Source organism: uncultured Nocardioides sp. (assembly GCF_947489365.1).
In the GTDB taxonomy this organism is placed as follows: Bacteria; Actinomycetota; Actinomycetes; order Propionibacteriales; family Nocardioidaceae; genus Nocardioides.
Window position 1 is genome coordinate 24,133 of record NZ_CANLDB010000011.1, and the last position, 25,786, is coordinate 49,918.

At 74.2% G+C, this 25,786-nt stretch carries 27 protein-coding genes and 1 pseudogene; 13 read left to right on the forward strand and 15 right to left on the reverse strand.

The window, feature by feature from the left end:
• Positions 1-185 precede the first annotated feature (185 nt).
• Both Q0858_RS20715 and Q0858_RS20720 read right to left on the reverse strand, forming a co-directional pair.
• Positions 186-896: a hypothetical protein gene (locus tag Q0858_RS20715; RefSeq protein WP_299058263.1), complete on the reverse strand. Its 711-nt coding sequence runs from the start codon at positions 894-896 to the stop codon at positions 186-188.
• 100 nt (positions 897-996) lie between these two features.
• Entirely contained in the window at positions 997-1,818 is an 822-nt protein-coding gene (locus Q0858_RS20720; RefSeq protein WP_299058264.1) for an HAD family hydrolase, read from the reverse strand.
• Positions 1,819-1,880: 62 nt separating this feature from the next.
• Between Q0858_RS20720 and Q0858_RS20725 the strand changes: the two genes are divergently transcribed.
• A complete protein-coding gene (locus Q0858_RS20725) occupies positions 1,881-2,498 on the forward strand; it encodes a hypothetical protein (RefSeq protein ID WP_299058265.1) in 618 nt (205 codons plus the stop codon).
• Between the two features lie 129 nt (positions 2,499-2,627).
• Here Q0858_RS20725 and Q0858_RS20730 read toward each other — a convergent pair whose 3' ends face one another.
• Together Q0858_RS20730 and serS are read right to left on the reverse strand one after the other, a co-directional pair.
• A complete protein-coding gene (locus tag Q0858_RS20730; protein WP_299058266.1) occupies positions 2,628-3,491 on the reverse strand; it encodes an HAD family hydrolase in 864 nt (287 codons plus the stop codon).
• On the reverse strand, positions 3,488-4,750 hold the full coding sequence (gene serS / locus Q0858_RS20735; RefSeq protein ID WP_299058267.1) for a serine--tRNA ligase: 1,263 nt from the start codon (positions 4,748-4,750) through the stop codon (positions 3,488-3,490). Before serS ends, Q0858_RS20730 begins: the two co-directional genes overlap by 4 nt.
• A 145-nt stretch (positions 4,751-4,895) precedes the next feature.
• Here serS and Q0858_RS20740 point away from each other — a divergent pair, with 145 nt between their 5' ends.
• Positions 4,896-6,461, forward strand: coding sequence for a diacylglycerol kinase family protein (locus Q0858_RS20740; RefSeq protein ID WP_299058268.1), 1,566 nt, complete (start codon positions 4,896-4,898; stop codon positions 6,459-6,461).
• A 225-nt stretch (positions 6,462-6,686) separates the two neighbouring features.
• Here the strand turns inward: Q0858_RS20740 and Q0858_RS20745 are convergent, their stop codons facing one another.
• Entirely contained in the window at positions 6,687-7,118 is a 432-nt protein-coding gene (locus Q0858_RS20745; protein WP_299058269.1) for a DUF4446 family protein, read from the reverse strand.
• Between the two features lie 86 nt (positions 7,119-7,204).
• Between Q0858_RS20745 and Q0858_RS20750 the strand changes: the two genes are divergently transcribed.
• From Q0858_RS20750 to Q0858_RS20770, 5 genes are all read left to right on the forward strand, one after another.
• Positions 7,205-8,452 carry an arginine deiminase gene (locus tag Q0858_RS20750; RefSeq protein WP_299058270.1) on the forward strand — a complete coding sequence of 416 codons (1,248 nt, stop codon included), beginning with the start codon at positions 7,205-7,207 and terminating at the stop codon, positions 8,450-8,452.
• Positions 8,453-8,522: 70 nt separating this feature from the next.
• Positions 8,523-8,894, forward strand: a complete 372-nt coding sequence (locus Q0858_RS20755; RefSeq protein ID WP_299058271.1) for a cyclic nucleotide-binding domain-containing protein — start codon at positions 8,523-8,525, stop codon at positions 8,892-8,894.
• A 4-nt stretch (positions 8,895-8,898) separates the two neighbouring features.
• Positions 8,899-9,945: an adenylate/guanylate cyclase domain-containing protein gene (locus Q0858_RS20760; RefSeq protein ID WP_299058272.1), complete on the forward strand. Its 1,047-nt coding sequence runs from the start codon at positions 8,899-8,901 to the stop codon at positions 9,943-9,945.
• 10 nt (positions 9,946-9,955) lie between these two features.
• On the forward strand, positions 9,956-10,537 hold the full coding sequence (locus Q0858_RS20765) for a TerD family protein (RefSeq protein WP_299058273.1): 582 nt from the start codon (positions 9,956-9,958) through the stop codon (positions 10,535-10,537).
• Positions 10,538-10,700: 163 nt separating this feature from the next.
• Entirely contained in the window at positions 10,701-11,576 is an 876-nt protein-coding gene (locus Q0858_RS20770; protein WP_299058274.1) for an alpha/beta hydrolase, read from the forward strand.
• Here the strand turns inward: Q0858_RS20770 and Q0858_RS20775 are convergent.
• Together Q0858_RS20775 and Q0858_RS20780 are read right to left on the reverse strand one after the other, a co-directional pair.
• Complete coding sequence (locus Q0858_RS20775) at positions 11,563-12,543, reverse strand: DUF5926 family protein (RefSeq protein WP_299058275.1); 981 nt, start codon at positions 12,541-12,543, stop codon at positions 11,563-11,565. The two genes, Q0858_RS20770 and Q0858_RS20775, sit on opposite strands and share 14 nt — an antisense overlap.
• A gap of 10 nt (positions 12,544-12,553) precedes the next feature.
• On the reverse strand, positions 12,554-13,345 hold the full coding sequence (locus Q0858_RS20780) for a glycerophosphodiester phosphodiesterase family protein (protein WP_299058276.1): 792 nt from the start codon (positions 13,343-13,345) through the stop codon (positions 12,554-12,556).
• 45 nt (positions 13,346-13,390) lie between these two features.
• On the opposite strand from Q0858_RS20780, the gene Q0858_RS20785 reads away from it, so the two are divergent.
• Positions 13,391-13,897 carry a DUF4385 domain-containing protein gene (locus Q0858_RS20785; RefSeq protein ID WP_299058277.1) on the forward strand — a complete coding sequence of 169 codons (507 nt, stop codon included), beginning with the start codon at positions 13,391-13,393 and terminating at the stop codon, positions 13,895-13,897.
• A gap of 9 nt (positions 13,898-13,906) precedes the next feature.
• Here Q0858_RS20785 and Q0858_RS20790 read toward each other — a convergent pair whose 3' ends face one another.
• Positions 13,907-15,361: an ATP-binding protein gene (locus Q0858_RS20790; protein ID WP_299058278.1), complete on the reverse strand. Its 1,455-nt coding sequence runs from the start codon at positions 15,359-15,361 to the stop codon at positions 13,907-13,909.
• Between the two features lie 75 nt (positions 15,362-15,436).
• A complete protein-coding gene (locus Q0858_RS20795; RefSeq protein ID WP_299058279.1) occupies positions 15,437-16,453 on the reverse strand; it encodes a magnesium and cobalt transport protein CorA in 1,017 nt (338 codons plus the stop codon).
• Between the two features lie 91 nt (positions 16,454-16,544).
• On the opposite strand from Q0858_RS20795, the gene Q0858_RS20800 reads away from it, so the two are divergent.
• Positions 16,545-17,429: a DNA-formamidopyrimidine glycosylase family protein gene (locus Q0858_RS20800; RefSeq protein ID WP_299058280.1), complete on the forward strand. Its 885-nt coding sequence runs from the start codon at positions 16,545-16,547 to the stop codon at positions 17,427-17,429.
• A gap of 668 nt (positions 17,430-18,097) precedes the next feature.
• Positions 18,098-18,286, forward strand: a pseudogene (locus Q0858_RS20805) (ATPase, T2SS/T4P/T4SS family); the annotation flags it as partial.
• Between the two features lie 138 nt (positions 18,287-18,424).
• Here the strand turns inward: Q0858_RS20805 and Q0858_RS20810 are convergent.
• On the reverse strand, positions 18,425-19,924 hold the full coding sequence (locus Q0858_RS20810; RefSeq protein ID WP_299058281.1) for a SulP family inorganic anion transporter: 1,500 nt from the start codon (positions 19,922-19,924) through the stop codon (positions 18,425-18,427).
• 68 nt (positions 19,925-19,992) lie between these two features.
• Between Q0858_RS20810 and Q0858_RS20815 the strand changes: the two genes are divergently transcribed.
• On the forward strand, positions 19,993-20,364 hold the full coding sequence (locus Q0858_RS20815; protein WP_299058324.1) for a MerR family transcriptional regulator: 372 nt from the start codon (positions 19,993-19,995) through the stop codon (positions 20,362-20,364).
• 137 nt (positions 20,365-20,501) lie between these two features.
• Here the strand turns inward: Q0858_RS20815 and Q0858_RS20820 are convergent, their stop codons facing one another.
• Positions 20,502-21,128 carry a DUF305 domain-containing protein gene (locus Q0858_RS20820; protein WP_299058282.1) on the reverse strand — a complete coding sequence of 209 codons (627 nt, stop codon included), beginning with the start codon at positions 21,126-21,128 and terminating at the stop codon, positions 20,502-20,504.
• 61 nt (positions 21,129-21,189) lie between these two features.
• A complete protein-coding gene (locus Q0858_RS20825) occupies positions 21,190-21,585 on the reverse strand; it encodes a hypothetical protein (RefSeq protein WP_299058283.1) in 396 nt (131 codons plus the stop codon).
• A gap of 45 nt (positions 21,586-21,630) precedes the next feature.
• Here Q0858_RS20825 and Q0858_RS20830 point away from each other — a divergent pair, with 45 nt between their 5' ends.
• On the forward strand, positions 21,631-21,969 hold the full coding sequence (locus Q0858_RS20830; RefSeq protein ID WP_299058284.1) for a rhodanese-like domain-containing protein: 339 nt from the start codon (positions 21,631-21,633) through the stop codon (positions 21,967-21,969).
• A gap of 48 nt (positions 21,970-22,017) precedes the next feature.
• On the opposite strand, the gene aat is transcribed toward Q0858_RS20830, so the two are convergent.
• Positions 22,018-22,722 (reverse strand): leucyl/phenylalanyl-tRNA--protein transferase, encoded by a 705-nt coding sequence (gene aat / locus Q0858_RS20835; protein WP_299058285.1) that lies wholly within the window; start codon positions 22,720-22,722, stop codon positions 22,018-22,020.
• 47 nt (positions 22,723-22,769) lie between these two features.
• Here aat and Q0858_RS20840 point away from each other — a divergent pair, with 47 nt between their 5' ends.
• Positions 22,770-23,450: an EcsC family protein gene (locus tag Q0858_RS20840; RefSeq protein ID WP_299058286.1), complete on the forward strand. Its 681-nt coding sequence runs from the start codon at positions 22,770-22,772 to the stop codon at positions 23,448-23,450.
• On the opposite strand, the gene Q0858_RS20845 is transcribed toward Q0858_RS20840, so the two are convergent.
• Positions 23,411-24,604: a hypothetical protein gene (locus tag Q0858_RS20845; protein ID WP_299058287.1), complete on the reverse strand. Its 1,194-nt coding sequence runs from the start codon at positions 24,602-24,604 to the stop codon at positions 23,411-23,413. The two genes, Q0858_RS20840 and Q0858_RS20845, sit on opposite strands and share 40 nt — an antisense overlap.
• A complete protein-coding gene (locus Q0858_RS20850) occupies positions 24,601-25,785 on the reverse strand; it encodes a hypothetical protein (protein ID WP_299058288.1) in 1,185 nt (394 codons plus the stop codon). Before Q0858_RS20850 ends, Q0858_RS20845 begins: the two co-directional genes overlap by 4 nt.
• Position 25,786 lies beyond the last annotated feature (1 nt).

Genomic DNA, 25,786 nt, shown 5'->3' on the forward strand with positions numbered 1-25,786 from the left:
GGGGTCGCCGGGTCATCTCGTGGTACCCGACCGCCCCCTCCGCATGCGCCCTGCGCCGCCCTCGGGACTCGGGTCGCGGCGCCGTCGGGTCCCGGTCAGGGCTCAGTCAGGGGTGGCGGGCGGCGCGGGTAGTCCCTGACGTTGCGACCCGGATCCGGCCCGAGACACGGTCACAGCGTCAGGGACTACCCCGCCCGGCGGGACCCGAGGCGACCGAGCACGAGCAGGCCCACCAGGCCGACCACCGCGAGGAGACCGCCCGGCAGTGCCGTCCGGGTCGCGTCCGGCGGCGGGGCGTCGTCGACGACGGTCAGCTCCACGGCCGCGGGCTCCGCGGACCCGCCGTCGGTGCCACCGGTACCGCCACCGGTACCGCCATCGGTGCCTCCGTCAGCGCCGCCGTCGGCACCGGTGCCCGGGGTCCGGCCCTCGCCGAGGACGCGCTCGACCTGGGCGATCTCGCTGGTCCGGGCGGGGGCCGTGCCGTTGCAGGACGTCGCCCGGAGGGCGCGGGTGTCGGCGGTGAGGAAGAAGACGTAGCGCTCGCCGCGGGGCAGCCGGCCCAACCCGCAGGCGGACGTCGACGCCGCGGTGGTCACCTCGAGGGTGCGGTCCGGCAGCGCGCCGGCGTACACGCGGTCGACGGCGACGAGGAGGGTCAGGTTCCCGAGCTGGCGGGTCCCTCGGCCCTGCTGCTGCGTGCCGCGCTCGGTGTCGGCGCCGCCCTGGCGGACGCCCTCGATCGTCCCGGTCACGACCAGGTCCGCCGCCCGCGCCTGCTGGGTCACGCCCTGCTGCACGCAGCGGCACGCCTGTGCCGGGGCCGCGCCGAGGAGCACCGCGGAGCCGGCGAGCACCACCGTGGTGAGCAGGGTCGCGAGGAGACGGGTCACCACTGGCACCACCGTGACCGCCTCCTCTGCTCGCCGTCGGACCTCTCCCCAGTCTGACGGGTGACGAAACCGGAGGGTTCCCCGACGGACCGCGGGGGTCGGGTCAGCGGCCGAGGCCGAACAGCCCGGCCAGGACCTCCGCGACGCCGTCCTCGTCGTGGCGGCCGGCGACGGCCCCGGCGGCGGCGCGCGCGGTGGGGTGCGCGTCGGCCATGGCGTAGGACCGCCCGGCCCACGCGAGCAGCGGGACGTCGTTCGGCATGTCCCCGAAGGCCACGACCTCCTCGGCGGCGATCCCGAGGTCGGCGCAGAGCAGCTCGAGGGTGGTCGCCTTGGTGACGCCGTGGTCGCTGATCTCGACCAGCGCCCCGACCGACGACCAGGTGGTGGTCGCGAGACCGTCGCAGGCACCCTCGACGGCCCGCCAGAACGTCTCCGGGTCGGCCTCCGGGTGCCGGACGAGCACCTTGACCACCGCCGGCCCTTCGAGCAGGTCGGCCAGCTCACCGACGGCGGTGGGCCGGAACCGCTCGGGGTCGACGACGAAGTCCGGCTCGTGCGCCATCCCGTCGAGCCGCTCGACGGCGAACCGGGCGCCCGACTCCACCGCCCGCACCCGCTCGGCGATCGCGAGGACCGTCGCCGCGGGCACCGGGCGGGCGTCGCGGACCTCGTGCCGCGCGACGTCGTACACCACCGCGCCGTTGCTGCAGATCGCCAGGCCGACGTCTCCGACCTCCGCCCACAGCGTCTCCATCCAGCGGACCGGGCGGCCGGTGACGAACACGGTCGGCACGCCGAGGTCCTCCAGCGCGGCGAGCACCTCGCGGGTCCGCTCGGTCACCCGGCCGGCGGCGTCGAGGAGCGTGCCGTCCAGGTCGGTCGCCACCAGCCGCGGCAGGGGCGGCGGCGGGGGTGCGGACACCCGCACACCGTAGAGCGCACCTAGAGTGTCGTGGCGTGATGGCCTTGCCCCACCGAGGATTCGTGTGGCTCTCCGCGCCCAAGTGCGCCTCGACCGCGGTCGAGGAGGCGCTCGACGTGCACTCCGCCGTCGTCCTGCGCCACGAGTTCAAGCACCTCAACTACACGGGCTTCACCAAGCGGATCGAGCCGCTGCTCGCCGGGTTCGGCCACCAGCGGCCGTCGTACGAGGTGGTCTGCCTGTTCCGGGAGCCGGTCAGCTGGCTGGAGAGCTGGTGGCGCTACCGCGCCCGCCCCGAGATCCTCGAGACCGCCAAGGCGCACAACTACACCGGCGACATGGCGTTCGACGAGTTCGTGGCCCGGTACGTCGACCGCCACCCCAGCCTGACCGGGATCGGCCGCCCGGCGCGGTTCTGCTCCTTCGAGGGACAGGTGGTCGGGGTCGACCGGATCCTGCGCTACGAGTCCACCGAGGTCTGGCAGGGCTACCTCACCGCGCACGTGGGGGTCGACCTCGGCTTCCGCCGCGCCAACGTCTCCGCCCGCCGTCCCGCCGACCTCGACCCCGGCCTGCGCCGGCGGGCCGAGGAGTTCTTCGCGCCCGAGTACGACATCTGGGCCCGGCTCGAGGCCGACGGCCAGTGGGTGCCGCCGAGGGACCACGCGCTGTCGCTGTGACCGCCATGAGGTGGCCGCGGTCGTCGCCCGTCTCACCGGGTCTCGACACGCTGCCGCGGCTTCGTCCCTCAGCCGCGACGCTCGCTCGACCTGATCGGCGCCACGACCTCGTCCCTCGGTCGTAGCCGATCAGAACCAGCGGGTGATCTCCTGGGCGGCGCCGTCGTCGTCGACGGTGCCGGTGGTGGCGTCGGCGGCGTCGTGGACGACGTCGACGGCCTGGCCCATGGCGACGCCCCGGCCGGCCCACGACAGCATCTCGACGTCGTTGCGGCCGTCGCCGATGGCGAGGACGTCGGTGGGGTCGACCCCGAGCGCCTCGCAGACGTGGGACAGCCCGGAGGACTTGTCGACCCCGACGGGCATCAGGTCGAGCCACGCGGTCCAGCCGACGACGTACTGCGTGCCGGCCAGGCCGAGGTTCTCGGCGAGGTCGACGAAGTCGTCGACGGAGGCCTGCGGGTCGCGGATGATCACGCGGGTCACGGGCTCGGAGACGAGCTCGGCGACGTCGACGATCGTGTGCTCCCCGGTGAGCTCCCCGGGCGGGAAGGGCCGGTTCATCCGGTAGCCGACGCCGCGCTCCTCGACCGCCACGATCGCCTCCGGGTGGCGCTCCAGGGCCGCGACGACCGACTCGCGGGCGTCGAAGGTCTCCTCGTGGACGACGTCGACCGGCGGGTAGCGGAACACCACGGCACCGTTCGCCGCGACGACCCACAGCGGCTGCGCGCCGGCGACGTGCAGCTCGAGGAGGTCGGCGATCCGCGTCATGTCGTACGGCGACCGGCCGCTCGCGAGGACGACCTCCACCCCGGCGTCGACCACCCGGCGCACGGCGTCGCGGACGGCGGGCGTGACCTCCTCGACGCTGGCCCCGGGGCCCTCGTCGGTGTCGTTCCAGCGCAGGAGCGTGCCGTCGATGTCGAGCGCGACGAGCTTCGGCTGCCAGCCGTCGGAGGGGTGTCCGTGGTTGACCGTGTGCTGGCTCATCGGGGCTCGAGCACCTCGCGGCCGCCCAGGTACGGCTGGAGCGCGGCCGGCACCCGCACCGACCCGTCGGCCTGCTGGTGGGTCTCGAGCAGGGCGATGATCGGGCGGTTGGTCGAGCACAGCGTGCCGTTGAGGGTCGCGACGGGGCCGATCCCCTCGGCGTACCGGGCGCGGGTGTCGAGGCGACGCGTCTGGAAGTCGTTGCAGTTCGACGTGCTCGTGAGCTCGCGGAAGCGCTCCTGGCTGGGCAGCCACGCCTCGCAGTCGTACTTGCGCGACGCCGACAGGCCGAGGTCGCCCGCGGCCACGTCGATGACGCGGTAATGCAGCTCGAGCTTGTCCATGAACGCCTTCTCGTGCTCGAGCAGGCGCTCGTGCTCCGCCTCGGCCTCGTCGAGGGTGGTGAAGACGAACATCTCGACCTTGTCGAACCAGTGGGTCCGGAAGATGCCGCGGGTGTCCTTGCCGTGCGAGCCGGCCTCCTTGCGGAAGCAGGGGCTGAAGGCGGCGTACCGCAGCGGCAGCTGGGCGCCGTCCAGGATCTCGTCGGAGTGGTACGCCGCCAGCGGGACCTCGCTGGTGCCGACGAGGTAGAGGTCCTGGCCCTCGATCCGGTACACGTCGTCGGCGGCCTGGCCGAGGAAGCCGGTGCCCTCCATGGCGCGGGGCTTGACCAGCGACGGCGGGATCATCGGGGTGAACCCGGTGGCCCGGGCCTGGTCCATCGCCATCATCACGAGCGCCAGCTCGAGCTCGGCGCCGACGCCGGTGAGGTAGTAGAAGCGGCTGCCCGAGACCTTCGCGCCGCGCTCGACGTCGATCGCGCCGAGCATGGCGCCGAGCTCGACGTGGTCGCGCGGGGTGAAGTCGAACTCCGGCATCTCGCCGCGGGTCTCGAGCAGCGCGAACTGCTCCTCGCCGCCGGCGGGGATGTCGGGGTGCGCGAGGTTGGGGATCGCCAGCACGGCGTCGCGCCAGGCCTGCTCGGCGGCGCCCTGCGCGGCCTCGAGCTCCTTGACCTCCGCCGAGAGGGCGCGGGTGCGGGCGAGCAGCTCGGCCTTCTCCTCACCGGAGGCGCGCGCCACCTCCTTGCCGAGCGACTTCTGCTCGGCGCGGCGGGTCTCGTAGTCGGCGATGGTGCGGCGCCGCGCCTCGTCGGCGGCCAGCGCGTCGTCGACGGGCGCGGAGGACAGCCCGCGCCTGGTCTGCGCCGTGCGCACCCGGTCCGGTTCCTCGCGGAGCACCCGTGGATCGATCATGCGGCAAGGCTAGACGTGGTCACCGACGCACCAGGAGTCGATATCCGTCGGCGGGCCCGCGGGCGGCATACTGACTGGTCGTCCAGGACCGGAGTCCCGGACGTCGTGGGGGTGGTCCGGAGGGAGACGTCAGACGGTGCTGTCCATGTCGCGCGGTGCGAGGCTCGCCTGGGGCGTGGTCCTGCTGGCGCTGCTCGCCGTCCTGACGTACGCCGTCCTCGCCGACTGGGCCCCACTGCGCGGTCTCGACGACCGGGGCCGGCCCGCCGAGGCGTGGGCGACCGACATGGCGTGGCTGCGCTCGACGCTCGCCGTGGTCGAGGACCTCTTCGGCACCGTGGCCATGACGATGTACACCGTCGTCCTGTCCGTGGCGCTCCTGGCGACCGGGCAGCGCCGCAGCGGCGTCCTCGTGGCGCTGGTCATGGGGATCACCGCGGGCGCGACCACCCTGGTCAAGACCGCCGTCGCCCGCGACCGCCCGGTCTGGCAGGACACCGGCGACCTGCTCTCGAACTTCGCGTTCCCGTCGGGCCACGCCTCGTCGATCACCGCGCTGGCGGGCGTCGTCCTGCTGGTGACGCTGCTGCACGTGCGGTCCGTGGCGCTGCGGCGGCTGGTCGCCGTGGTGGCGCCGGTGCTGATCGTCCTGGTCCTGCTGGACCGCGTGCTCCTCGGACGCCACTACCCCTCCGACGCGATCGGTGGGTTCCTGCTCGGCGGCGGCGTCCTGCTCGTGCTGTGGGCGGCGGTCAACCCGCCCCCCACGAGCCGCGCGGTCGACGCGGTGCCGCTGCCGCAGGTCTACGCCTCGGAGCGCCGGCTCGCCGTCGTCCTCAACCCGACGAAGGTCGACGACCTCCCCCGCTTCCGCTCGACGCTGACGACGATGGCGGAGGCGGCGGGCTGGTCGGAGCCGACCTTCCGCGAGACCACCGTCGAGGACCCCGGCACGGGCATGGCCGAGGCGGCCGCGGTCGACGGCGCCGACCTGGTGATCGTCTGCGGCGGCGACGGCACCGTCCGCGAGGTCTGCGCGGAGCTCGCCGGCACCGGCATCCCCGTCGGGATCGTGCCCGCGGGCACCGGGAACCTGCTGGCCCGCAACCTCGGCATCCCGCTGGTGCAGCGCTCCGCGCTCGACGTCGCCCTGTCGGGCCAGGACCGGGCCATCGACCTCGGCACCGTGTCCGGCGACAACATGGAGGACACCCACTTCATGGTCATGGCCGGGATGGGCTTCGACGCCGCGATCATGGAGGGCGTCAACGAGGACTTCAAGCGCCGCGTCGGCTGGCTGGCGTACGTCGTCTCCGGGGTGAAGGCGATCATGTACCCCGCCGTCCGCGTCGAGGTCAGCATCGACGGAGGCGAGCCCACGAAGCACCGCGCCCGCACGATCGTGGTCGGCAACGTCGGCTACCTCCAGGCCGGCATGCCGCTGCTGCCCGACGCCGCCATCGACGACGGCGTCCTGGACCTCGTGCTGCTGCACCCGCGGAGGTTCTTCTCCTGGATCCCGCTGGCCTGGCGCGTCATCGCCCGCCGCCCCCACACCGACGACCTCGTCAACCGCATGACCGGCCGCACCATCTCCATCCGCACCCCCGGTGAGACGCCCCGCCAGCTCGACGGCGACACCATCGGCCCCGGCCACGAGCTGCACCTGCGCTGCGAGCCCGGCCGCGTCCTCGTCCGCGTCCCCCGCTAGACCCCGTCACGTCGAGTCGGCACGTCTGCGCAGCCCAGCGAGCTCGAGTCGGCACGTCTGCGCAGCCCAGGAAGGTCGACTCGGCACGTCTGCGCACCTCGAGGGCTTCGGGTCGGGCGGCTGAGCCGCCGTACGCCTGCGCAGACGTGCCGACTCGACGCCCAACAGCTGCGCAGACGTGCCGACTCGACGCCGTACAGCTGCGCAGACGTGCCGACTCGACACTCAGGGGGCGTCGGGCCGGGCGTGGCCGACGGCCTCCTCCTCCTCGGGGGAGAGGGCCTGCTCGCAGCGCCACGAGGCGATGTTCTTGGCGTAGGTGCGGGACTCGGCGCGGCCGTGGATGCTGGTGAGGACGACGCCGTGGCCGTTGTCGTCTAGCAGGGCGACGGACCACGACAGGTGGCCGCCCATGTCGCCGAACGCGTCGTAGCGGACGACGGCGAGGTGGCGCAGCGCGTCCTTCGACTCGGCGCGCAGGGCGGCGACCTCCTGCCGGAGCCCGCGTACGTCGGCCGGCAGGGGCTCGACGCCCGGCTCGGCATCGCCGCGCTCGGCGTCGAGGCGGCGCACGGTGCCGGTCAGGGACGCGACGGCCGCGATCAGCCCCGCGAGGACGACGGCGACCACGACCGAGACGACCAGGGAGACCTCCACGCCCGCGACCCTAGGGCCCGCGGGCCGCGCGGAGGCTCCACCACGCCCGGACGCCACCGGCGGCGTCGAGCCCTAGGCTGACGCGCATGAGCGACGACACGAGGGCGACGACCGGGGCCGACAGCGAGGTCGGGACGCTGCGGACCGTGATGCTGCACCGCCCCGGACCGGAGCTGAAGCGCCTCACCCCCCGCAACAACGACCGGCTGCTGTTCGACGGCCTGCCGTGGGTCTCGCGGGCGCAGGACGAGCACGACGCGTTCGCCCAGGCGCTGCGCGACCGGGACGTCGAGGTGCTGTACCTGACCGAGCTGCTCACCGAGACCCTCGAGTCCCGCGACGCCCGCAACCACGCGATCACCACCGCGCTGGCGGGCCTCCACCTCGGCGACACGCTGCGGTCCTACCTCGCCGAGGCGCTGCGCGACGCCGCGCCGGCCGAGCTGATGACCCTCCTGACGGCCGGCATCCGCAACGACGAGGTCCGCGGCGGCCACGGGCTCGTGACGAGCCTCCTGGCCCCCGACGACTTCCTCATCGACCCGCTGCCGAACCTGCTCTTCACCCGCGACTCCAGCGTGTGGGTCCGCGACCGCGTCGCCATCACCAGCCTCGCGATGCCCGCCCGGCGCCGCGAGACCCAGCTGACCGAGCTGATCTACACCGCCCACCCGCGCTTCGCCGGGACCCGCACGATCCACGGCTGGCACCACGAGCACGTCGAGGGCGGCGACGTCCTCCTGCTCGCCCCCGGTGTCGTCGCCGTCGGCGTGGGCGAGCGGACGACGCCCGCCGGCGTCGAGCGCCTCGCCCGCCAGGTCTTCCACGCCGACCTGGCCCACACGGTCCTCGCCGTGCCGATCGCCCAGGAGCGGGCGACGATGCACCTCGACACGATCTGCACGATGGTCGACGTCGACAAGATGGTCGTCTACGCCAACGTCGCCGACAGCCTCGTCGCCCACACCGTGACGGCGGAGGGCGCCGGAGGAGGCATGGAGGCCGGCGCCGCCGACGTCCGCCTGCGCGTGGCGGAGCCCGAGCCGTTCCTCGTCGCCGCCGCGAAGGCGATGGGCATCGACACCCTCGAGCAGATCGACACCGGCCTCGACCCGGTCACCGCCGAGCGCGAGCAGTGGGACGACGGCAACAACACGCTCGCGATCGCCCCGCGGGTCGCCATGGCCTACGAGCGCAACGACGAGACCAACGACCGTCTCGAGGCCGCCGGCATCGAGGTCCTCCGCATCGCCGGCTCCGAGCTCGGCTCGGGCCGTGGCGGTCCCCGCTGCATGAGCTGCCCGATCGCCCGCGAGCCGCTCCCGGTCGGCTGAGCGCTGTCCCGGACGTCACGCTGCTCACAGATCGATGTAAACGACTGTTACACCTGGGTAGGATCACGCCATGACCGGCTCGATCTTCGACAAGCTCCCCTCGGGCGACGCCAAGGCCGTGAAGGCCGCGGGAACCCGCGTGACCGTGCCCGAGGGCTGGTCGCCGATCAACCAGGGCACCGGCTCCGACAAGGCCTACATCCTCCTCGAGGGCGAGGCCTCGGTCCGCAAGGGCGGCGAGGAGCTCGCGCGCGTCGGCCCGGGGGCCGTCCTCGGCGAGATGTCGATCGTCAACCACACGCTGCGGACCGCCTCCGTCGTCAGCCTCACCGACCTCGTGCTGCTGCACTACACGCGCGAGAAGTTCGAGAAGCTGCTCGCCGACCACCCGAAGTTCAAGGACGCCCTGGACGAGCTGGCCCGCGAGCGCATCGAGGGCTGAGCCCGTGGCCGAGCCCGACAGCGAGGCCGGGCCGGACGTCGAGTCCCTGCTGCTCGGCGCGCCGCCGACCCTGACGCGCACGCAGGTCGCCACGGAGGCCGGCGTACCGCTCGAGCTGGCGACGGAGCTGTGGCGACGCCTCGGCTTCGCGCAGGTCGACGACGACGCCGTCGCGTTCGGCGAGCGCGACGTCGAGGCGCTGCGCCTGGCGCGCGAGCTGGTCGAGCTCGGTGTCCTCTCCGAGGACTCGCAGGCGGCGCTGGTCCGGACCTGGGGCCGCAGCTTCGCCCGGCTCGCGGAGTGGCAGACCGCCCTGCTCGCGCAGGTCGCGGCCTCGGCCGGCGACGACCCCGCCGGGCGGCTGACCGCGCTGACCTCCCTGACCGACGAGGTGCTCCCCCGGGTCGAGACCCTGCAGAACTACATCTGGCGCCGCCACCTCGTCAGCGCGTCCGGCGAGCTGCTGGGCGCCGCGCCCGGTGACGACGGGGCAGCCGACGACGGCGCGGGCTCCCTGTCCGTCGTCTTCGTCGACATCGTCGGCTACACCGCGACCAGCAAGCGGCTCGACTCCGGCGAGCTCGTGCGGTGGGTCGAGGCGTTCGAGGACGAGGTCGCGGCCGCCGTGGCCGACCACGCCGCCGCCGGCGGTCGCGTCATCAAGGGCATCGGCGACGAGGTGCTGCTCGTCACCGACGGCCCCGCCGCCGCCGCGTCGATCGCCCTGGGCCTGGTGGAGCGCGGCGAGGACGACGACGACCCGTTCCCCCGCGTCCGCGCCGGGATCGCCCACGGACCCGTCGTCCAGCGCCTCGGCGACGTCTTCGGCCAGACGGTCAACCTCGCCGCCCGGGTCACCTCGGCGGCGCGGCCCGGCGCGGTGCTCGTCGACCAGGGCGTCCACGACCTGCTGTGCCCCGACCACGGCGACTCCCCGGCCGCCGAGGACCGCCGCTTCGCCCTCCGCCGCGTACGACGGGCCTCGGTGAAGGACTACTCCGGCCTGCGTGTCTGGGCCCTGCGGCGCGGGGACGGCGACCGCACGGGGTAGAACTGGCCGCGTGTCGGACACCTCGAGCACCACCCTGACCCGCGGCCACAACCTCGTCCTCAGCGACCTCGTGCCGGCGGACGCGACCGTGCGGGTCGCCCTCGGCTGGGAGCCCACGACCGCGGGCAGCGGTCTCGACCTGCAGGCCGCAGCGCTGCTGATCGGTGTCGAGGGCACGGTGCTGTCCGACGCCCATCTCGTGTTCTACAACCAGCGCACGAGCCCCGACGGCACGGTCACGCTGAGCGACGAGCCCGTCGACGAGGTCCCGGGCGCCGACCGCCAGGTGCTCTCCGTCGACCTCGCCCACCTCGAGGAGGGCGTCGACCGCGTGCTGGTCGTCGTCTCCGTCTACGAGGCGGAGGAGCGCGAGCAGACGCTCGCCGACGCGACCGGCATCCGGGCGCGGGTGCTCGGCCCCGACGGCGCCGAGGTCGTCCGCTACGACCTCGACGTCGAGACGACGATCCAGACCGCGGTGTCGCTGGTCGAGGTCTACCGCGCGGGCGAGGAGTGGAAGGTCATGGCCGTCGGCCAGGGCTGGGCCTCGGGGCTGCGCGGCGTGGCCACCGACTTCGGCGTCCACGTCTGAGGGTCCGCCGGAGGTGGATGCCCGGCCGCTGCTGACGGGGGAGGCAACAGCGGCCGGACTTGTTGAAAGTTAGTCGATCAGGGCACGCCGGACCACCTCAGGTCCCACAATTCCGTGATCGATGCGTGTGGGATCGCTCACGCCCGTGCGAGGGTGGCCCGCCATGGGACCGCTGCGCACGCTCACGACCGACGACGGCACCCGTCTGACCTGGCAGGTCGGGGGTGAGGACGCCGCCGCAGGGGCTCCGTTGCTGCTGCTCGGCGGGGCGACCTGGTCGATGGACTGGTGGGAGGACGACCTCTGCGAGGAGCTCGCCGCCTCGCGGCCCGTCGTCCGGTTCGACGCCCGGGACACCGGCGGCTCCACCCAGTGGCCGGTGGGCGAGCCCGGGTACGGCCCCGACGAGCTCGCCGCCGACGCCCTCGCCGTCGCCCGCGCGGCGGGCGCGACCCGGTTCCACGCGGTGGGGCTGTCCATGGGCGGCGGGCTCGCACAGCGGCTCGCGGCGACCGCGCCCGAGCGGGTCGTCTCGATGACCCTGGTCTCGACCTCCCCCGCGGATGCCGACGGGCTCGACCTCGCCCCGCCCACGGAGGCGCTGATGGCGACGTTCGCCGAGGAGTCCCCGACACCCGACTGGTCCGACCCGGCCGCCGCCGTCGACGCCCTGGTCGAGGGCGAGCGGGCCTTCGCCGGGCCCGACGGCTGGGACGAGCCGCGCCTGCGGGCCCTGGCCGCCCGGGTCGTCGCGCGGACGCCGGACCTGGCGGCGAGCCTGACGAACCACCTCGTCGCGGTCGAGCGTGAGGGCGCCACCGTCCGCGCGGCCGACGTCGCCCGCGTGCCGGCGCTGGTGGTGCACGGGGACGCCGACCCGCTGTTCCCCGGCCACGGCGCCGTCCTCGCTGAGCAGCTCGGGGCGTCGTACGTCGAGCTGCCGGGCGTCGGCCACCAGCTGCCGCCGCCGCACCTGTGGCCGCTGTTCGTCGACGCCGTGCTCAGCCACGCCGAGGCGGGTGCGGTCAGCGGATCGTGACCTGCCGGTTGGCCAGGCCGCTGCGGGCGGCGCGCTCGGCGGCGGAGAGCGACCCGGTGGCGGCGAGCGCCTCGGTGAGCGCGGCGTCGAAGCGCTCGGCGGGCTCCTGGACCGCCCCGGCGCCGGTGCCGACCGCGAGGTCCCACACCGGGCACAGCACGCCGTGGGAGCGGAACATCCCCACCAGGCGGGAGTCGTCGGTCAGGCGGCTGGCGTCGGCGGCGTGCAGCCGCGCGAGGGCGTCGAGCAGCGCGTCCTCGGGCTCGGGGCGCACCCAGCGCAGGTGCTCCTTGGTGGACACGTCGCACCAGTACGCCGCGCCCACGCCGTCGAGCCGGACGGTCGGGACAGCCGCGGAGTCGGCCTGGCCGAGCGCCTCCCCCATCGCGTCGCGGGACTCCTGGTCCAGGTCGTCGGCCCAGAAGGAGAAGCCGTCGTGGACGGTCACGTCGAGCTCGACATCGGCCACGAGGTCCTGCAGCCGCGGCCCGGCGCCGGGCGCTGCCGTCACGACGACCGCCTCCCCGGCCGGCGCGACGAGCGCCCGCTCCAGGACGGCGGCCAGGTCGCGCGACGGGTCGCCGTACGCGTGCTGGACCTGGAGGCCCAGCCAGACGGTGCCGTCCTCGCGGACCAGCGCCGGCGTGGCGCCGGGCAGCAGGGTGCAGAGCCGGACCGCCCGGTCGTGGGGGTTCTCCGCGGCGTCGCTCAGCGTCAGCGGCGCGGTGGCGGCGGGGACGAGGTCCTTGAGCGCGACGAGGTCGCACTCCATCGCGAGGCCCGCGAAGGGGCGGGCGACGTACGCCGTGGCGCCGCCGTCCGCGCCGCCGTGGCAGTTCTTGTAGCGCTTGCCGGAGCCGCAGGGGCAGGGCTGGCGGGGACCGACCTGGCCCTCGCCCCCCGCGCCGGCGCTCGCGCCGGTGGTGCTGCTCGCGGTCTGGGCTCGGGTGCGGGACGTCTTCGCCATGGGCGCCAAGTTAGCCGTCGACCAGGGACCTCACGAACGCCGGCCGGTCGGTGATGTACGCCGAGACACCGAAGGACCGGCACAGCTCCACGTCGGCGCGGGTGTTGACGGTCCACACGTGGATCTCGCGGCCGGCCTCCACGAGGCGCCGCCCCAGGCCGGGGTGGTCCCGGAGGTCCTCGACGCCGGGGCCGATGATCCAGTCGTCGCCCACCACCTGTCGGAGGAACGGCCAGTAGTGGGCGTGGTCGACCAGCATCACGACGGGCACCCGCGGCGCGAGCCGGCGTACCCGCTGGAGGGCGACGTAGGAGAAGCTCATGACCCGGGCCGGGGAGCCCTCCCGGCCCCAGCCGAAGTCGCGGAGCAGCTCGACGACGCGGCGCTCGACCAGCCCGGCGTACCGGGTGGGGTGCTTGGTCTCGACCGCGAGCTCGACGCGCTGGCCCGACGCGGTGCGGTGATCGGCCACGCACTCCATCAGGCGACGCAACGTGAGGACCCGGTCTCCGTCCTCGTCCCGCTCGGGCGCCTCGTCGTCGAGGTCGGCCCAGGGCCGGTGAAGGGCGGTGAGGTCGGTGTCGTCCAGCTGGTCCAGGGTCAGCGTCGAGATCAGCTGCGGCCCGACGGTGTCGCGACCCATCGAGCGGTCGTGGACGCAGACCAGGTGGCCGTCGGCGGTCAGGCGGACGTCGCACTCCAGCGCGTCGGCGCCGTCCTCGAGCGCCTTCAGGTAGCCCCCGAGCGTGTGCTCGGCGACCGAGTCCCCGGTCCCGCGGTGCGACACGACCTGCGGCCTCATGCTGCGGCATCCTGCCCCATCGCGGCGCCGGGGTACCGCTGCGACGTGCGCGAGTTCGACTACTCCCTGGACTACGACTCCCTGGACCTCCGCGAGCACCCCGAGCTCTACTCGGTGGGCCGCGGCGAGCAGGGGGTGCTGCGGGTGCAGCCGTACAAGTCCGAGCTCCTGCCGCTGTGGCGGTTCGCGACGGAGGAGGCCGCCCGCGAGTCCTCCGAGGCGATCACCGAGCGCTTCCACGCCTACCTCGCGGACGACGACTTCGTCGGCGCCGACATGGCGCGCAAGTTCCTGCAGATGGGCTACACCCGCTCACGCCGGTACGCCAACCACCGCGGCGGCAAGAAGTACGACGGCCCGGTGCCGGAGGACAAGAAGGGGGTCAGCGGGGCCCACGGCCGGGCCGAGAAACCGCGGCTCGAGCGGGAGGACCAGGACCCGGAGAAGGTGGCGGCCGCGGCCGTGTTCAAGGCGGCCTGGCGCGCGGCGGCCGACGACCCGACGTACCGGCGGATGAAGAAGCGGCACCGCGAGCAGCACGAGGACGCCTGACCCTGCGTCTCACCCCGCCGCCGCGGCCTCCGGGTCGAGCGGGAGGTGGACGGTGAAGGTGCTGCCGGCGCCGAGCTCGCTCTCGACACCGACACGGCCGCCGTGGAGCTCGACGATGGAGCGGGTGATGACGAGCCCCAGACCGGTGCCGGGGGTGTCGCGCACGGAGGCCCGGTCGGCCCGGAAGAACTTGGTGAAGAGCTGGTCCAGCTCCGCGGTGGTCATCCCGATGCCGCGGTCGCGCACCGCGATGGTGACCTCCGACCCGTCGAGCCCCACGGTGACGTCGATCGTCGACCGGGGCGGGCTGTACTTGTGGGCGTTCGAGACCAGGTTCGTGACGACCTGCTCGAGCCGGCGGGGGTCGCCCACGAGGGGCACCGACGCCGCGGACGAGCTGACGGCGAGCGTCTGGTCCTTGCCCGACACCAGCGGCGCGACGGCGCTCGCCACGTCGCCGACGAGTGCCACGACGTCGAGCGGCTCGACCTCGATCCGCAGGGTGCCGGGCTCGAGGCGCGCCACGTCGAGCAGGTCGGCGACCAGGGTGTCGAGCCGGTGGGCGTTGGCCAGCACGACCTCGAGCATCCGCCGTTGCGGGTCCGGGGCCGCTCCGTGGTCGGCGTGGTCGGCGTGGTCGGCCTGGTCGGCGCGGTCGGCGCGGTCGGCGCGGTCGGCGACCTGGTCGAGCACCAGCTCGGTGTAGCCGAGGATGGAGCTCAGCGGGGTGCGCAGCTCGTGGCTCACGAGGTTCACGAACTCGTCCTGGAGTGCTGCGGACCGGCGCGCGACCTCCAGGCCGACACGACGCTCCTCCGCCTCGCGCCGCGAGTCGATGAGCAGCCGGGTCCGGGTCTCGAGCACGCCGCGAGCCTGGGCGAACAAGACGACGAGCCCGACGAGGGCGAGCATCCCGCCGCCGGTGTCGACCCACGCGAGCACCTCGGGGTCGAGGCCCGAGCTTCGACCCAGCCCGTGGCTCCCGACCATCGCGACGAGGGCCACGGCGAGGCCCGCGACCGCGATCAGCCGCGCCGGCCACCCGGCCACGAACTGCATGGTGAACACCACCGGCAGCATGCTGGCCACCACGACGGTGATGACCTCCTCGGGCACCAGCAACGAGATCGCGCAGATCACCCCGAGGACGTTGACCGCGAACAGCAGGACGCCGGCCTGGAGCCGTCCGGCCAGGACCAGCCGTGCGCACAGGAGGTCGACCGCTCCCCCGACGACGGCGAGGACCGCCACCCCGGCCAGCCGCCGGTTGTCGAGCAGCAGCCAGCCGCCGAGGAAGAGGACCGCGTAGACCATGGACAGGGCGGCCAGCCAGGCGCAGGCGAGGAAGGCGCGTCGCCGCAGGACCGGGTCGTCGAGGTCACCGTCGGCGACGTCGTCCAGGGAGGTCGGCCCGCCCTGCGGGGAGCGTGGCAGCGTCCTGGGCCCGCCCCCACCGTCGGTCACGGGCGGCATCATGCCCCACGCCGACCCGATCCGCACGGCTTCCGTCGGTCGTCGCCCTGGCGACGACGGCGCGGCTCAGAGCCAGCCGCGGCGCGTGAAGGCGGCGTACAGGGCGACGCCCATGAGCAGCATCAGCCCGATCGCCATCGGGTAGCCGTAGGTCCAGTCGAGCTCGGGCATGACCTCGAAGTTCATGCCGTAGACGGTGCCGACCAGGGTCGGGGCGAAGAGGATGGCCGCCCACGCCGAGATCCGCTTGACCTCCTCGTTCTGGGCGAGGCTGGTGGCCGTGAGCTGCTGGGTCTCCTCGTTCTGGCGCTGACCGACCAGGGTCGCGTTGACGGTGAGGATGTTCTGCAGCAGCACCCGGAAGCCGTCGGCGCGCTCGACGATCGGGATCGCGTGGTCGTGGACGTCGCGCAGGTAGCGCCGCAGCTCGTCGTCCACGCCGTACTTCTCGAAGCCGGCGGCCAGGTCGGTCAGCATCCGCAGCAGCGGGCGGGTGGCCCGCTGGAACTCGATGACCTCGCGGAACAGCTCGTAGATGCGCCGCGAGACCGACGGGTCGCCGGCGAACACCTGGTCCTCGATCTCGTCGATGTCGTTCTCGAGGCCCTCGACGACGGGGAGGTACTCGTCGACGACCTGGTCGAGGATCGCGTAGAGGACCGCCTCGGGGCCCAGCCGCAGCAGGGCGGGCTGCGACTCGAGCCGACGGCGTACCCGGGCCAGGTCCGGCGACTCGGCGTGACGGACCGTGACGACGAAGTCGTCGCCGGTGAAGACGTGGAGCTCGCCGAACTCGACCCGCTCGTCGGCCTCGACGTAGCGGGCGGGGCGCAGGACGGTGAACAGGACGTCGCCGTACCGCTCGAGCTTGGCCCGCTGGTGGGCGGCGATCGTGTCCTCGACGGCCAGCTCGTGGATCGCGAACTCGGCCGCCACCGACCGCACCTCCCCCGGGTCGGGGCGGTACAGGCCGATCCACCCCATCCCCTGCTGGTCGCGCAGCAGCTCGTAGGTGACCTCGAGCGTCGGGGGTTCGGCGTGACGTCGTCCGTCGACGTAGACGGCGTTGTCGAGCACGGTCATGGGCCGCCTCCGGTCCTCGCTGCTGGGGCGCGGGGAGGCTACGCCCCGCGAGGGACCCGGAGGTGAACGGTGCGGTGAATAGGATGACGCCGTGCCCGAGCTGCCCGAGGTGGAGGCGCTGGCCCTGGACCTGCGGGGTCGGCTGTCCGGCCGCGCGATCACGAACGTCCACCTCGCCGCGTTCAGCGCGCTGAAGACCTACGACCCCCCGGCGTCCGCCCTCGACGGGACGCTCGTGGACGACGTGACCCGGCACGGCAAGTTCCTCGACATCTCGGCGTCCGGGCTGCACCTGGTGATGCACCTGGCGCGTGCGGGCTGGGTCCGGTGGCGCGACGAGGTCCCGACCCTGCCGCCGAAGCCGAGCAACAAGTCCCCGATGGCCGCCCGCATCGTCCTCGACACCCCCGAGGGCCAGCAGGCGCCGTCCGGGCTCGACGTCACCGAGGCCGGCACCCGGAAGTCGCTCGCGCTGTACGTCGTCCGCGACCCCGCCGACGTCGAGGGCATCGCCCGCCTCGGCCCGGACCCGCTGGCCGACGCGTTCACGATCGACGTCCTGCGCCGGATCCTCGCCGACGCCGGCCGCGCCCAGGTCAAGGGCGTCCTGCGCCACCAGGGCACCATCGCCGGCATCGGCAACGCCTACTCCGACGAGCTCCTGCACGCGGCGCGGATGTCGCCGTTCAAGCCCGCGAGCTCGCTGAGCGAGACAGAGGTCGAGACCCTGTACGCCGCCATCCGCGACGTCCTCGGCGCCGCCGTCGCCCGCGCCAGCGGCAAGCCCGCCGCCGACCTCAAGGGCGAGAAGAAGGCCAACCTCGCCGTCCACGGCCGCACCGGCCAGACCTGCCCGGTGTGCGGGGACACGGTCCGCGAGGTGTCCTTCGCGGACTCGAGCCTGCAGTACTGCCCGACCTGCCAGACCGGCGGCAAGCCGCTCGCCGACCGGCGGATGTCGCGGCTGCTGAAGTAGCGCCACTCCCGCCGGTCGAGGTGCGACGAGCCTTGGCGAGGAGCCTCGAGACCCGGTGAGCCGACGTACTCCCCGACGTTACGGCCCGGATTCGGGCCGAAACACGGTCAGAACGTCGGGGACTACCCGCTGCGGCCCACCGAGGGCCGGCGGCGAGCTCCATTCCTGACGGTGCGACCACGATCCCGCCCTAGAGACGGTCGAAACGTCAGGAACCAGCCTGGCCCCGGGACTCCCGTAATCCGAACGTTGTGACCCGGATCCGGGCCAACGAGCCCGCCGGCCTGACCCCCCACTGCGTCGCCGCCGCGCTCGGCGAGACGGTTTGCCCGGTAGGCGACGCCACGGTCCTCGCCGTGCACGAGGTGCTTCGCCGCGACGTCGTCGGCGCCGGGCCGCTGGAGCCCCTGTTTCGATCGCCCGGGGTGACCGAGGTGCTGGTCAACGGCCCCGAGCAGGTGTTCGTCGACCGCGGGACGGGCTGGAGCCGACGGGCGTTCTCTTCGCCTCTCACGCGGCCGTCCGCCGCTTCCACGCCGTCCTCGCCCCTGTCGCCCGGACCGGCACGGTGCTGTCGCTGCGCGTCCCGCGCATGCGCGCCCACACGCTGGCCGAGCTCGTCGCCGCGGGCTCGGTGAGCGCCGACGGCGCGCGTGCTCGTCGACCTCGTGGCCTCCCGGGCGGCGTTCCTTGACTCCGGCGGCACCGGCTTGAGCAAGACGACGCTGCTGGCGCCGCTGCTCTCGACCGTGCCTCCCGCGAAGCGGATAGTGCTGGTCGAGGACGCCCGCGAGCTGCGCCCGGACCACCCGCACGTGGTCGGGCTGAAGGCCCGGCGGCACACCGAAATGGGCCAGAACGTCAGGGACTGCCCGCCACAGCCCACTGCGGGACCGGCAGCCGCCGTACTCCCCGTTGCGGCCCGGATCCGGCTGAAGTCACGGTTTGAACGTCCGGGAGTACCGACCGCGCGGCCGCCGGAGCCGACCGCCACCTCAGTGCGACGTGAGCCGCCCGGTGAGGCGCTCGTGGCGCTCGGCGCTGGGTCCGGCGAGGCCGACGATCTCGACCTCGTGGCCGCGGCGGGCGTACTTGGTGGTGATCGCGTCGAGCGAGGCGACGGTGGAGGCGTCCCAGACGTGCGCGTCGGTCAGGTCGATGCGGACCCGCTCGGGGTCGGCGACGTAGTCGAACTGCGTCACCAGGTCGTGCGAGGAGGCGAAGAAGAGCTCGCCGGTCACGCGGTACACCGCGGCGGGGACGCCGTCCGGGTCGGTCACCACCGACCGCTCGGTGTCCGTCACGTGCGCGACGCGGCGGGCGAACAGGGTCATCGCCACCAGGACCCCGACCACGACGCCGATCGCCAGGTTGTGGGTGGCGACGGTGACGACCACGGTCGAGAGCATCACGAGGGTCTCCGAGCGCGGCATCCGGCGCAGCGTCGCGGGCCGGACCGAGTGCCAGTCGAAGGTCGCCACCGAGACCATGACCATCACCGCGACGAGGGCGGCCATGGGGATGATCGCCACCACGTCGCCGAACCCGACCACCAGCACGAGCAGCAGGAGGCCGGCGAGGAAGGTCGAGACCCGGCTGCGGGCACCCGAGACCTTCACGTTGATCATCGTCTGGCCGATCATCGCGCAGCCGCCCATGCCACCGGTGAAGCCGGTGATCACGTTCGCGGCGCCCTGGCCCCACGACTCGCGGGTCTTGCTCGAGGGCGTGTCGGTGATGTCGTCGACGAGCTTGGCCGTCATCAGCGACTCCAGCAGCCCGACGAGCGCCATCGCGAGCGCGTACGGCGCGACGATCTGCAGCGTCTCGAGCGTCAGGGGCACGTTCGGGACCAGCAGCGACGGCAGCGAGTCCGGCAGCTCCCCCTCACCGCCGACGTCCGGCACGGTGAGGGCGCCGAGGACGGTGAAGCCGGTCAGGGCGACGATCGCCACCAGCGGGGCCGGGACCACGGTGGTGACCCGCGGCAGGCCGGCGATGATCGCGATGCCGACGGCGACCATCGGGTAGACGACCCACGGGACGTCGACGAGGTACGGGACCTGCGCCATGAAGATGAGGATCGCCAGGGCGTTGACGAACCCGACCATCACCGAGCGCGGGATGAAGCGCATCAACCGGCCGAAGCCGGCGAGCCCCAGCACCACCTGGATGAGCCCGCCCAGGACGACGGTCGCGAGCAGGTAGTCCAGGCCGTGGTCCCGCATCACCGGCGCGATGACCAGGGCGATCGCCCCGGTCGCGGCCGAGATCATCGCGGGACGTCCGCCGAGGAAGGCGATCGAGACCGCCATCGTGAACGACGCGAACAGCCCGACCCGCGGGTCGACGCCGGCGATGATGGAGAACGAGATCGCCTCGGGGATGAGGGCCAGCGCGACCACGAGACCGGCCAGGGCCTCGGTGCGCAGCAGGCGGGGCGAGCGGAGGACGTCGCGCACGGTGGGGGACGTCGTCAGGGTGGCGGTGGGCACGGGACGCAAACCTACCCTTACGTAAGGGTAGAGTCCGAATCCGCGGACACGACAGGATGGTCACCGTGATGCACATCGGGGAGGTGGCCGCCCGCACGGAGCTGTCGCTGCGGAGCCTGCGCCACTGGGAGGAGGTCGGCCTCCTCCGGCCCTCCGGCCGCACGGACGGCGGCTTCCGGCTCTACACCGAGGACGACGTGGACAAGATCCTCGTCATCCGCCGGATGAAGCCCCTGGGCTTCACCCTCGAGGCCATGGGCGCGGTCATGGACGACCTCGAGGTGCTGCGCGGGTCGGACGCGGACGACGCCTCGCGCGCCGCCGCCCGCGACCGCCTCCGGCAGGTGTCCGTCGAGGCCGAGGAGCGGCGTACGGCGCTCGCCCGGCAGCTCGACATGGCCGACGAGTTCCTCGAGCTGCTGAGCCGCCAGACGCGCTGACGCGCCCGACGGTCTCGACCCGCGCGGCGCCCGGAGGTCGAGGTGCGAGGAGCGCCAGCGACGAGCCACGAGACCCGGTGAGCGGACGGTCTCCACCTCACCGGGTTTCGAGGCTCGGGCCCGGGGGCCCTCACACCTCAACCACCGAGCAGCTGCTCCAGCTCGGCGATCTCCGCCGTCTGGGCCTCGACGACGTCGCCGGCGAGCTCGACGGCGGGGCGGTACCTGCCGTCGGCCTGCTCCGCCTCGGCCATGGCGATGGCGCCGGTGTGGTGGGCGATCATCGCGTCGACCCACAGCGCGCCGAACTCGTCGTCGGAGGCCTGCTCGAGCGCCTCGAGCTGGTCGGCGGTGAGCATGCCGGCCATCGCGGGCGCGTCGCCGTCGGCCTCCATCTCCCGCATCGCGTCGGAGGCGGCCCCGCCGCCGTGGCCGGCGTTGGAGTGGTCGCGGACGGTCTCGGGGACCTCCTCGTCCCAGTCGGACAGCCAGCCGGCCATGGTCTCGATCTCGGGGGCCTGCTCGGCGCGGATCTGCTCGGCGAGGTCGGCGATCCCGGGGTCGACGTCGCGGTCGAGGGTGAGGTCGACGAGGGTCAGCGCCTGGGCGTGGTGCGGGATCATGTCCTGCGCGAACGTCACGTCGGCGTCGTTGTGCTCGGTGTCGGACAGGGTCTGCTCGGTCGCGGACGAGTCGTCGGCGCCGCAGCCGGCGAGCAGCGTGGTCGTGAGGGCGGCGGCGAGCAGCGCGGTGGTGGTGCGCATCGGTGGGTCTCCTGGGGTCGTCGGTGATCGGTACGTCGGGGGTCGGCGGTGTGCCGACCCCTCAGCACCGGACGACGGACCAGGCGTGGACGGGTGGTGGCCGGCGGTCGACGACGAGCACCGGCAGGAGACGGGCGAGCGGGGGCGGCCGCGGCAGCCCCAGCCCTCCGCGCAGCCCGCCGCCCGTGCGGGGCAGCAGGAGCAGCGCGCCGAGGGTGACCAGCAGGAAGAGGCAGGCCATGGCCGTCCCGTCCGCGGGGCCGCCGTCCTCCTGGTGGTCGGCCGCCCGGTCGGCCGGCCCGGCGTGGTGGCCGTCGCTCGCGGCGTGGACCGCGTCGGAGGAGTGCCCGCCGTGGGCGGTCCCGTGGAGGCCGAGGGTGTGCATGCCGAGCAGGCCGCCCGCGAGGACGGCCACCAGGCAGGCCCCGAGCAACCGGAGCGCGACACCCCTGCTCATGTCCCCGAGCGTACGGGGCGGCGGGATCCGGGGCAGGATGGCCGCATGCACCCGCCCGTGCCGTCCGTCGCGATCGACGCCGTCCCCGACCCGGTCCCCGCGGACCTCACCGTGCTCGACGTCCGCGAGGACGACGAGTGGCAGGCGGGGCACGTCGAGGGCGCCGTCCACCTGCCGCTGTCCGAGCTCGGCCAGCGCGCCGACGAGGTCCCCGACGGCCAGCTCCTCGTGGTCTGCAAGGTCGGCGGCCGCTCCGCGCGTGTCGTGGCCTGGCTGACCTCGCAGGGCCGTGACGCCGTCAACCTCGACGGCGGCATGCTCGACTGGGAGGCCGCCGGCCGGCCGATGGTCAGCGAGACCGACGCCGCGCCGTACGTCAGCTAGCGCCAGGGCCCGTCGCCAGGGCCCGTCGCCAGGGCTCGTCGCCAGGGCTCAACGCCACCGCTCCGGCAGCGGTGCGGTGAGCGCGACGGACAGCCGCTCCAGGTAGTCGGACCGCCCGACCTCGACCACCCCGAGGGTCGCGAGGTGGTCGGTGCGCCACTGGACGTCGAGCAGCCGCCGCTCGTCGCCGTCGGCCCGGAGCACGTCGACCAGGCCCATCAGGGCGACCTTGGAGGCGTCGGTGGCGCGGTGGAACATCGACTCCCCCGCGAACAGCCCGCCGATGGCGACGCCGTACAGGCCGCCCACGAGCTCGCCGTCGCGCCACGTCTCGACGCTGTGCGCCCAGCCGAGCTCGTGCAGCCAGACGTACGCGTCGCTGATCTCGGTCGAGATCCACGACCCGTCGCGCGACGGGTCGGCGCAGGCGCGGACGACGTCGGTGAACGCCGTGTCGACGCGGACCTCGAGGTCCCGGGCGGAGCGGCGCAGGGACCGCGACACCACGAGCCCGTCGAGAGGCAGGACGCCGCGGTCGACCGGGGAGTACCAGGCCGGGGGCGAGCGGCGGCTGCGCCGCGAGCCGGTGGGCCCGGCGGGCATCGGGAAGAGGCCGGTGCGGTACGCCGCCAGGAGCGTGCCCGGCTCGAGGTCGGCCCCGACCGCGACCAGGTCGCCGTCCGCCTCTCCGTCGGCGACGGCGCGCGCGACGGCGGCCATGTCCCAGGCGGACGGACTCGGTTCGAGGGGCACCCGACCAACCTAGGCCGCCGCGGGGGTGACCTCCGTAGGATCCCCGCATGGGTATCGGTCAGAACGTGGGGCGCTCGCTGGCGCCCAAGGTCACCAACATCTCGCCCCGCATGACGGCGAGCCTCGTGCGTGAGGCGCTCGCCCGGGCGATCGAGGGGGTGGGCCCGCTGCCCGGCGCCGCCGCGGCCGCCGACAAGGCGCTGGCGAAGACCAACGGCGACCAGGAGAAGGCCGTCAAGGCCCTCATCGAGACCCACGTGCGGCTCGGCGGCGCCCAGGGCTTCGTGACCAACCTCGGCGGCATCGCGGTGATGACGGTGGCCGCCCCCGCGAACATCACGGGCCTGGCGCTGCTGCAGTGCCGGCTGATCGCCGCCATCGCGCACCTGCGTGGCTACGACCTCGCCGACGCGCGCGTCCGCAACGCCGTCCTCGTCTGCCTGCTCGGCGAGGAGGACGTCAAGCGGATGATCAAGAAGAAGATCATCCCCGCTCCCCCGATGGCCATGGCGACCGCCCCCGCGGACGACCCCGAGCTGGCGACGGCCCTGTCGAACGCGGTGGCCCAGGAGCTCATCGGCCGCGTGATCGGCAAGCGCCTGGCCGGCACCGTCGGACGACGCGTCCCGGTGGTCGGCGGCGTCGTGGGCGCCAGCACCGACGGCTACTCGACCTGGAAGCTCGGCCGCTACGCGGACAAGGAGTTCCTGCCCCGCCCCCAGCGGTAGGCCCTCACGGCCGCCCGGCCCGCCAGGTTGCCCTCGAGCCGCGCCCGCACGCGCGACGACAGGGCGGCGTCGGCGCGCCACCGCGCCTCGTCGCGCTCCTCGACCAGCCGGTCCCGCTCCTCGAGGAGCCGGACGTGCTCCTCCAGGACCGCGCGCAGCGCCGTGGTCGCCGCCGACGCCACCTGCTTCTCGCGGGGCGCGTCGGGGTCGACGTACCGCTTCGGCGGCGGGCCGCAGCGCATCTCCTCGAGGTCCCCGACGACGTCGTAGCCGCGGGACCGGATCTCGCTGATCCACGTGTCCGAGAGCTCGACCGCCCACGGGTGGACGTCGGGGGGCAGCGTGAGCCGGGCCGTGTTCGTGCGCTGTGACAGCGTGCGGTGGGCAATGAGCTCCCGCACCAGGGGCCGGTACGCCGCGGGCTCGACGACACGGTTCACCTTGCGGTTCAGCCGCCGCAGCATCGCGGTCTCGGGGACGCCGAGCGACGGGTTGGACCGTTCGGAGTCGAGGTCCAGGTCGAGGCCGTCGAGCCGCATCACCGACGAGAACCGCTCCCACAGCAGCGAGCGGGGCGCGTCGGGCTGCGGCACGGTGACCACGTGCACCCGCTCCGGCGGCAGCGCGGCGCCCCACCGGTCGAGGATGTCGGGCACCTCCTGCACCGCCCAGAACCAGCTGGGGATGCGGCCCCGGCGCTCCGGGTCCCGGATCTTGTCGAGGAACCGGCCGTAGGGCAGCGTCGCGCGGTGCTTGACGTTCTCCTGCCACTCGGCGGGGACCTGCCGCGCGAGGTCGCGGACCGACAGCACGAGGTGGACCTCGGTGCCGTCGCCGTGGCCGAGCGAGGCCAGCGCCCGCGCGACCTCCGAGGCCGAGGCCGCGGCGAGCACCTCGTGGGACACGATGCTCAGGCCGTCGGCCTCGCGGACCTGGGCGGCGAGCGCGTTCCAGGCGCCGACGGCCTGCGTCTCGAGACCGCCCCACGGCATCCGCATCAGGTCCAGGGCGGCGAGGAACTGCCCGTCGAACCGCTCCGCCGGGTAGTGCACGCCCTGCTCGGCGAGCCGCTCGCGGTTGCGGAAGAGGACGTCCTGGAGGTGCGAGGTCCCCGTCTTGGGGGTCCCCACGTGGAGGAGGACGGTGTGGCTCACGGGGTCCTCCTGTCGGCGAGGGTGTCGAGGGCGAGCGCGAGGACGCGGTCGTCGTCCGGCTCGCCGACCCCCGGCACCGACGCGTCGGTCAGCGGGTGCTCGAGGAGGTCCGTCGGGCCGTGCACACGGTAGCCACCGGCGCGGAGGTCGCCGAGCAGCCCCTGGCCACGTCGCGTGAGCCAGTCGGCGTACGCCGCGGGGACGACGAGGGGCGGTCCGGCGGCGCCGACGAGGCGGGGGCGCAGGCCCTCGGTGAGCAGCCGGCTGCGACGGGGACGGTCGACGAGGACGCCGAGCACCCCGGAGACCTGCCGCAGCAGCTCCACCGCGGCCGCGGGCATCGCCGGGGTGGTCCGCACGGGTCCACGGACGGCGAGCAGGTCGGCGAGCACCCCGGGGTCGAGCAGCACCTCGACGCGGCCCGGCCCGCCGGACCGCTCGGCCCAGGCGTCGGCGGTCGCGGCGAGGTCGGCCCGGCGGGGGCAGGCGTCGCGGTCCGCCCAGGTCGCGAGCCACTCGGGCCACGACGGCGCGGCACCGTCGAGCACGCGCGTGGTCCAGGCGTCGGTGACGAGGCGGCCCATCCCGGCACCGACGACGTACGTCGTGGCGTCCCGCCCGCCCGGGCGGCGACCGAGCTCCGCCAGGCGGTGGCGCAGGCCGTCGACGCGGACGGCGGGCCCGGCCAGCCGGAACGCGCGGCGGCGGGGCAGGTGGCGGGCCACGGCCCCGGTCACCCGCCGGGCGGCGGGCTCGGTCGGCTCGTCGGGCAGCAGCTCGCCGACCAGGCGCTCGGCGAGGACGCCGGTGGCCACCCGCAGCAGCTCGGGGGCGGGCAGGGCCGCGGGGTCGACCGGGCGGGCGCCGTACGTGCGGGCGGGCAGGCCGACCAGGGGGAGGTCGAGCGCTCCGCGGCCCGGTGGGGCGACGGCGAAGACCTCGGCGGCGAGGCGGGGGTCGTGGGTGCCGTGCCCGTCGGCGGCGCTGCGGGCGTTGAGCTGCCGGACGACCTCGAGCTGCTGGGCGCCGGGGAGCGGCGCAGTGTCGGCCTCGGCGTCGAGCACCCGGCCGGGGACCGAGCCCGCGGCGAGGACGTCGGTCCACGGGGTCGTCCCGCCGTCGACGAGGTGGGCGACCCAGGCGTGGGCGAGCGCGACGGGGTCCGGTGTCGGGTCGGCCACG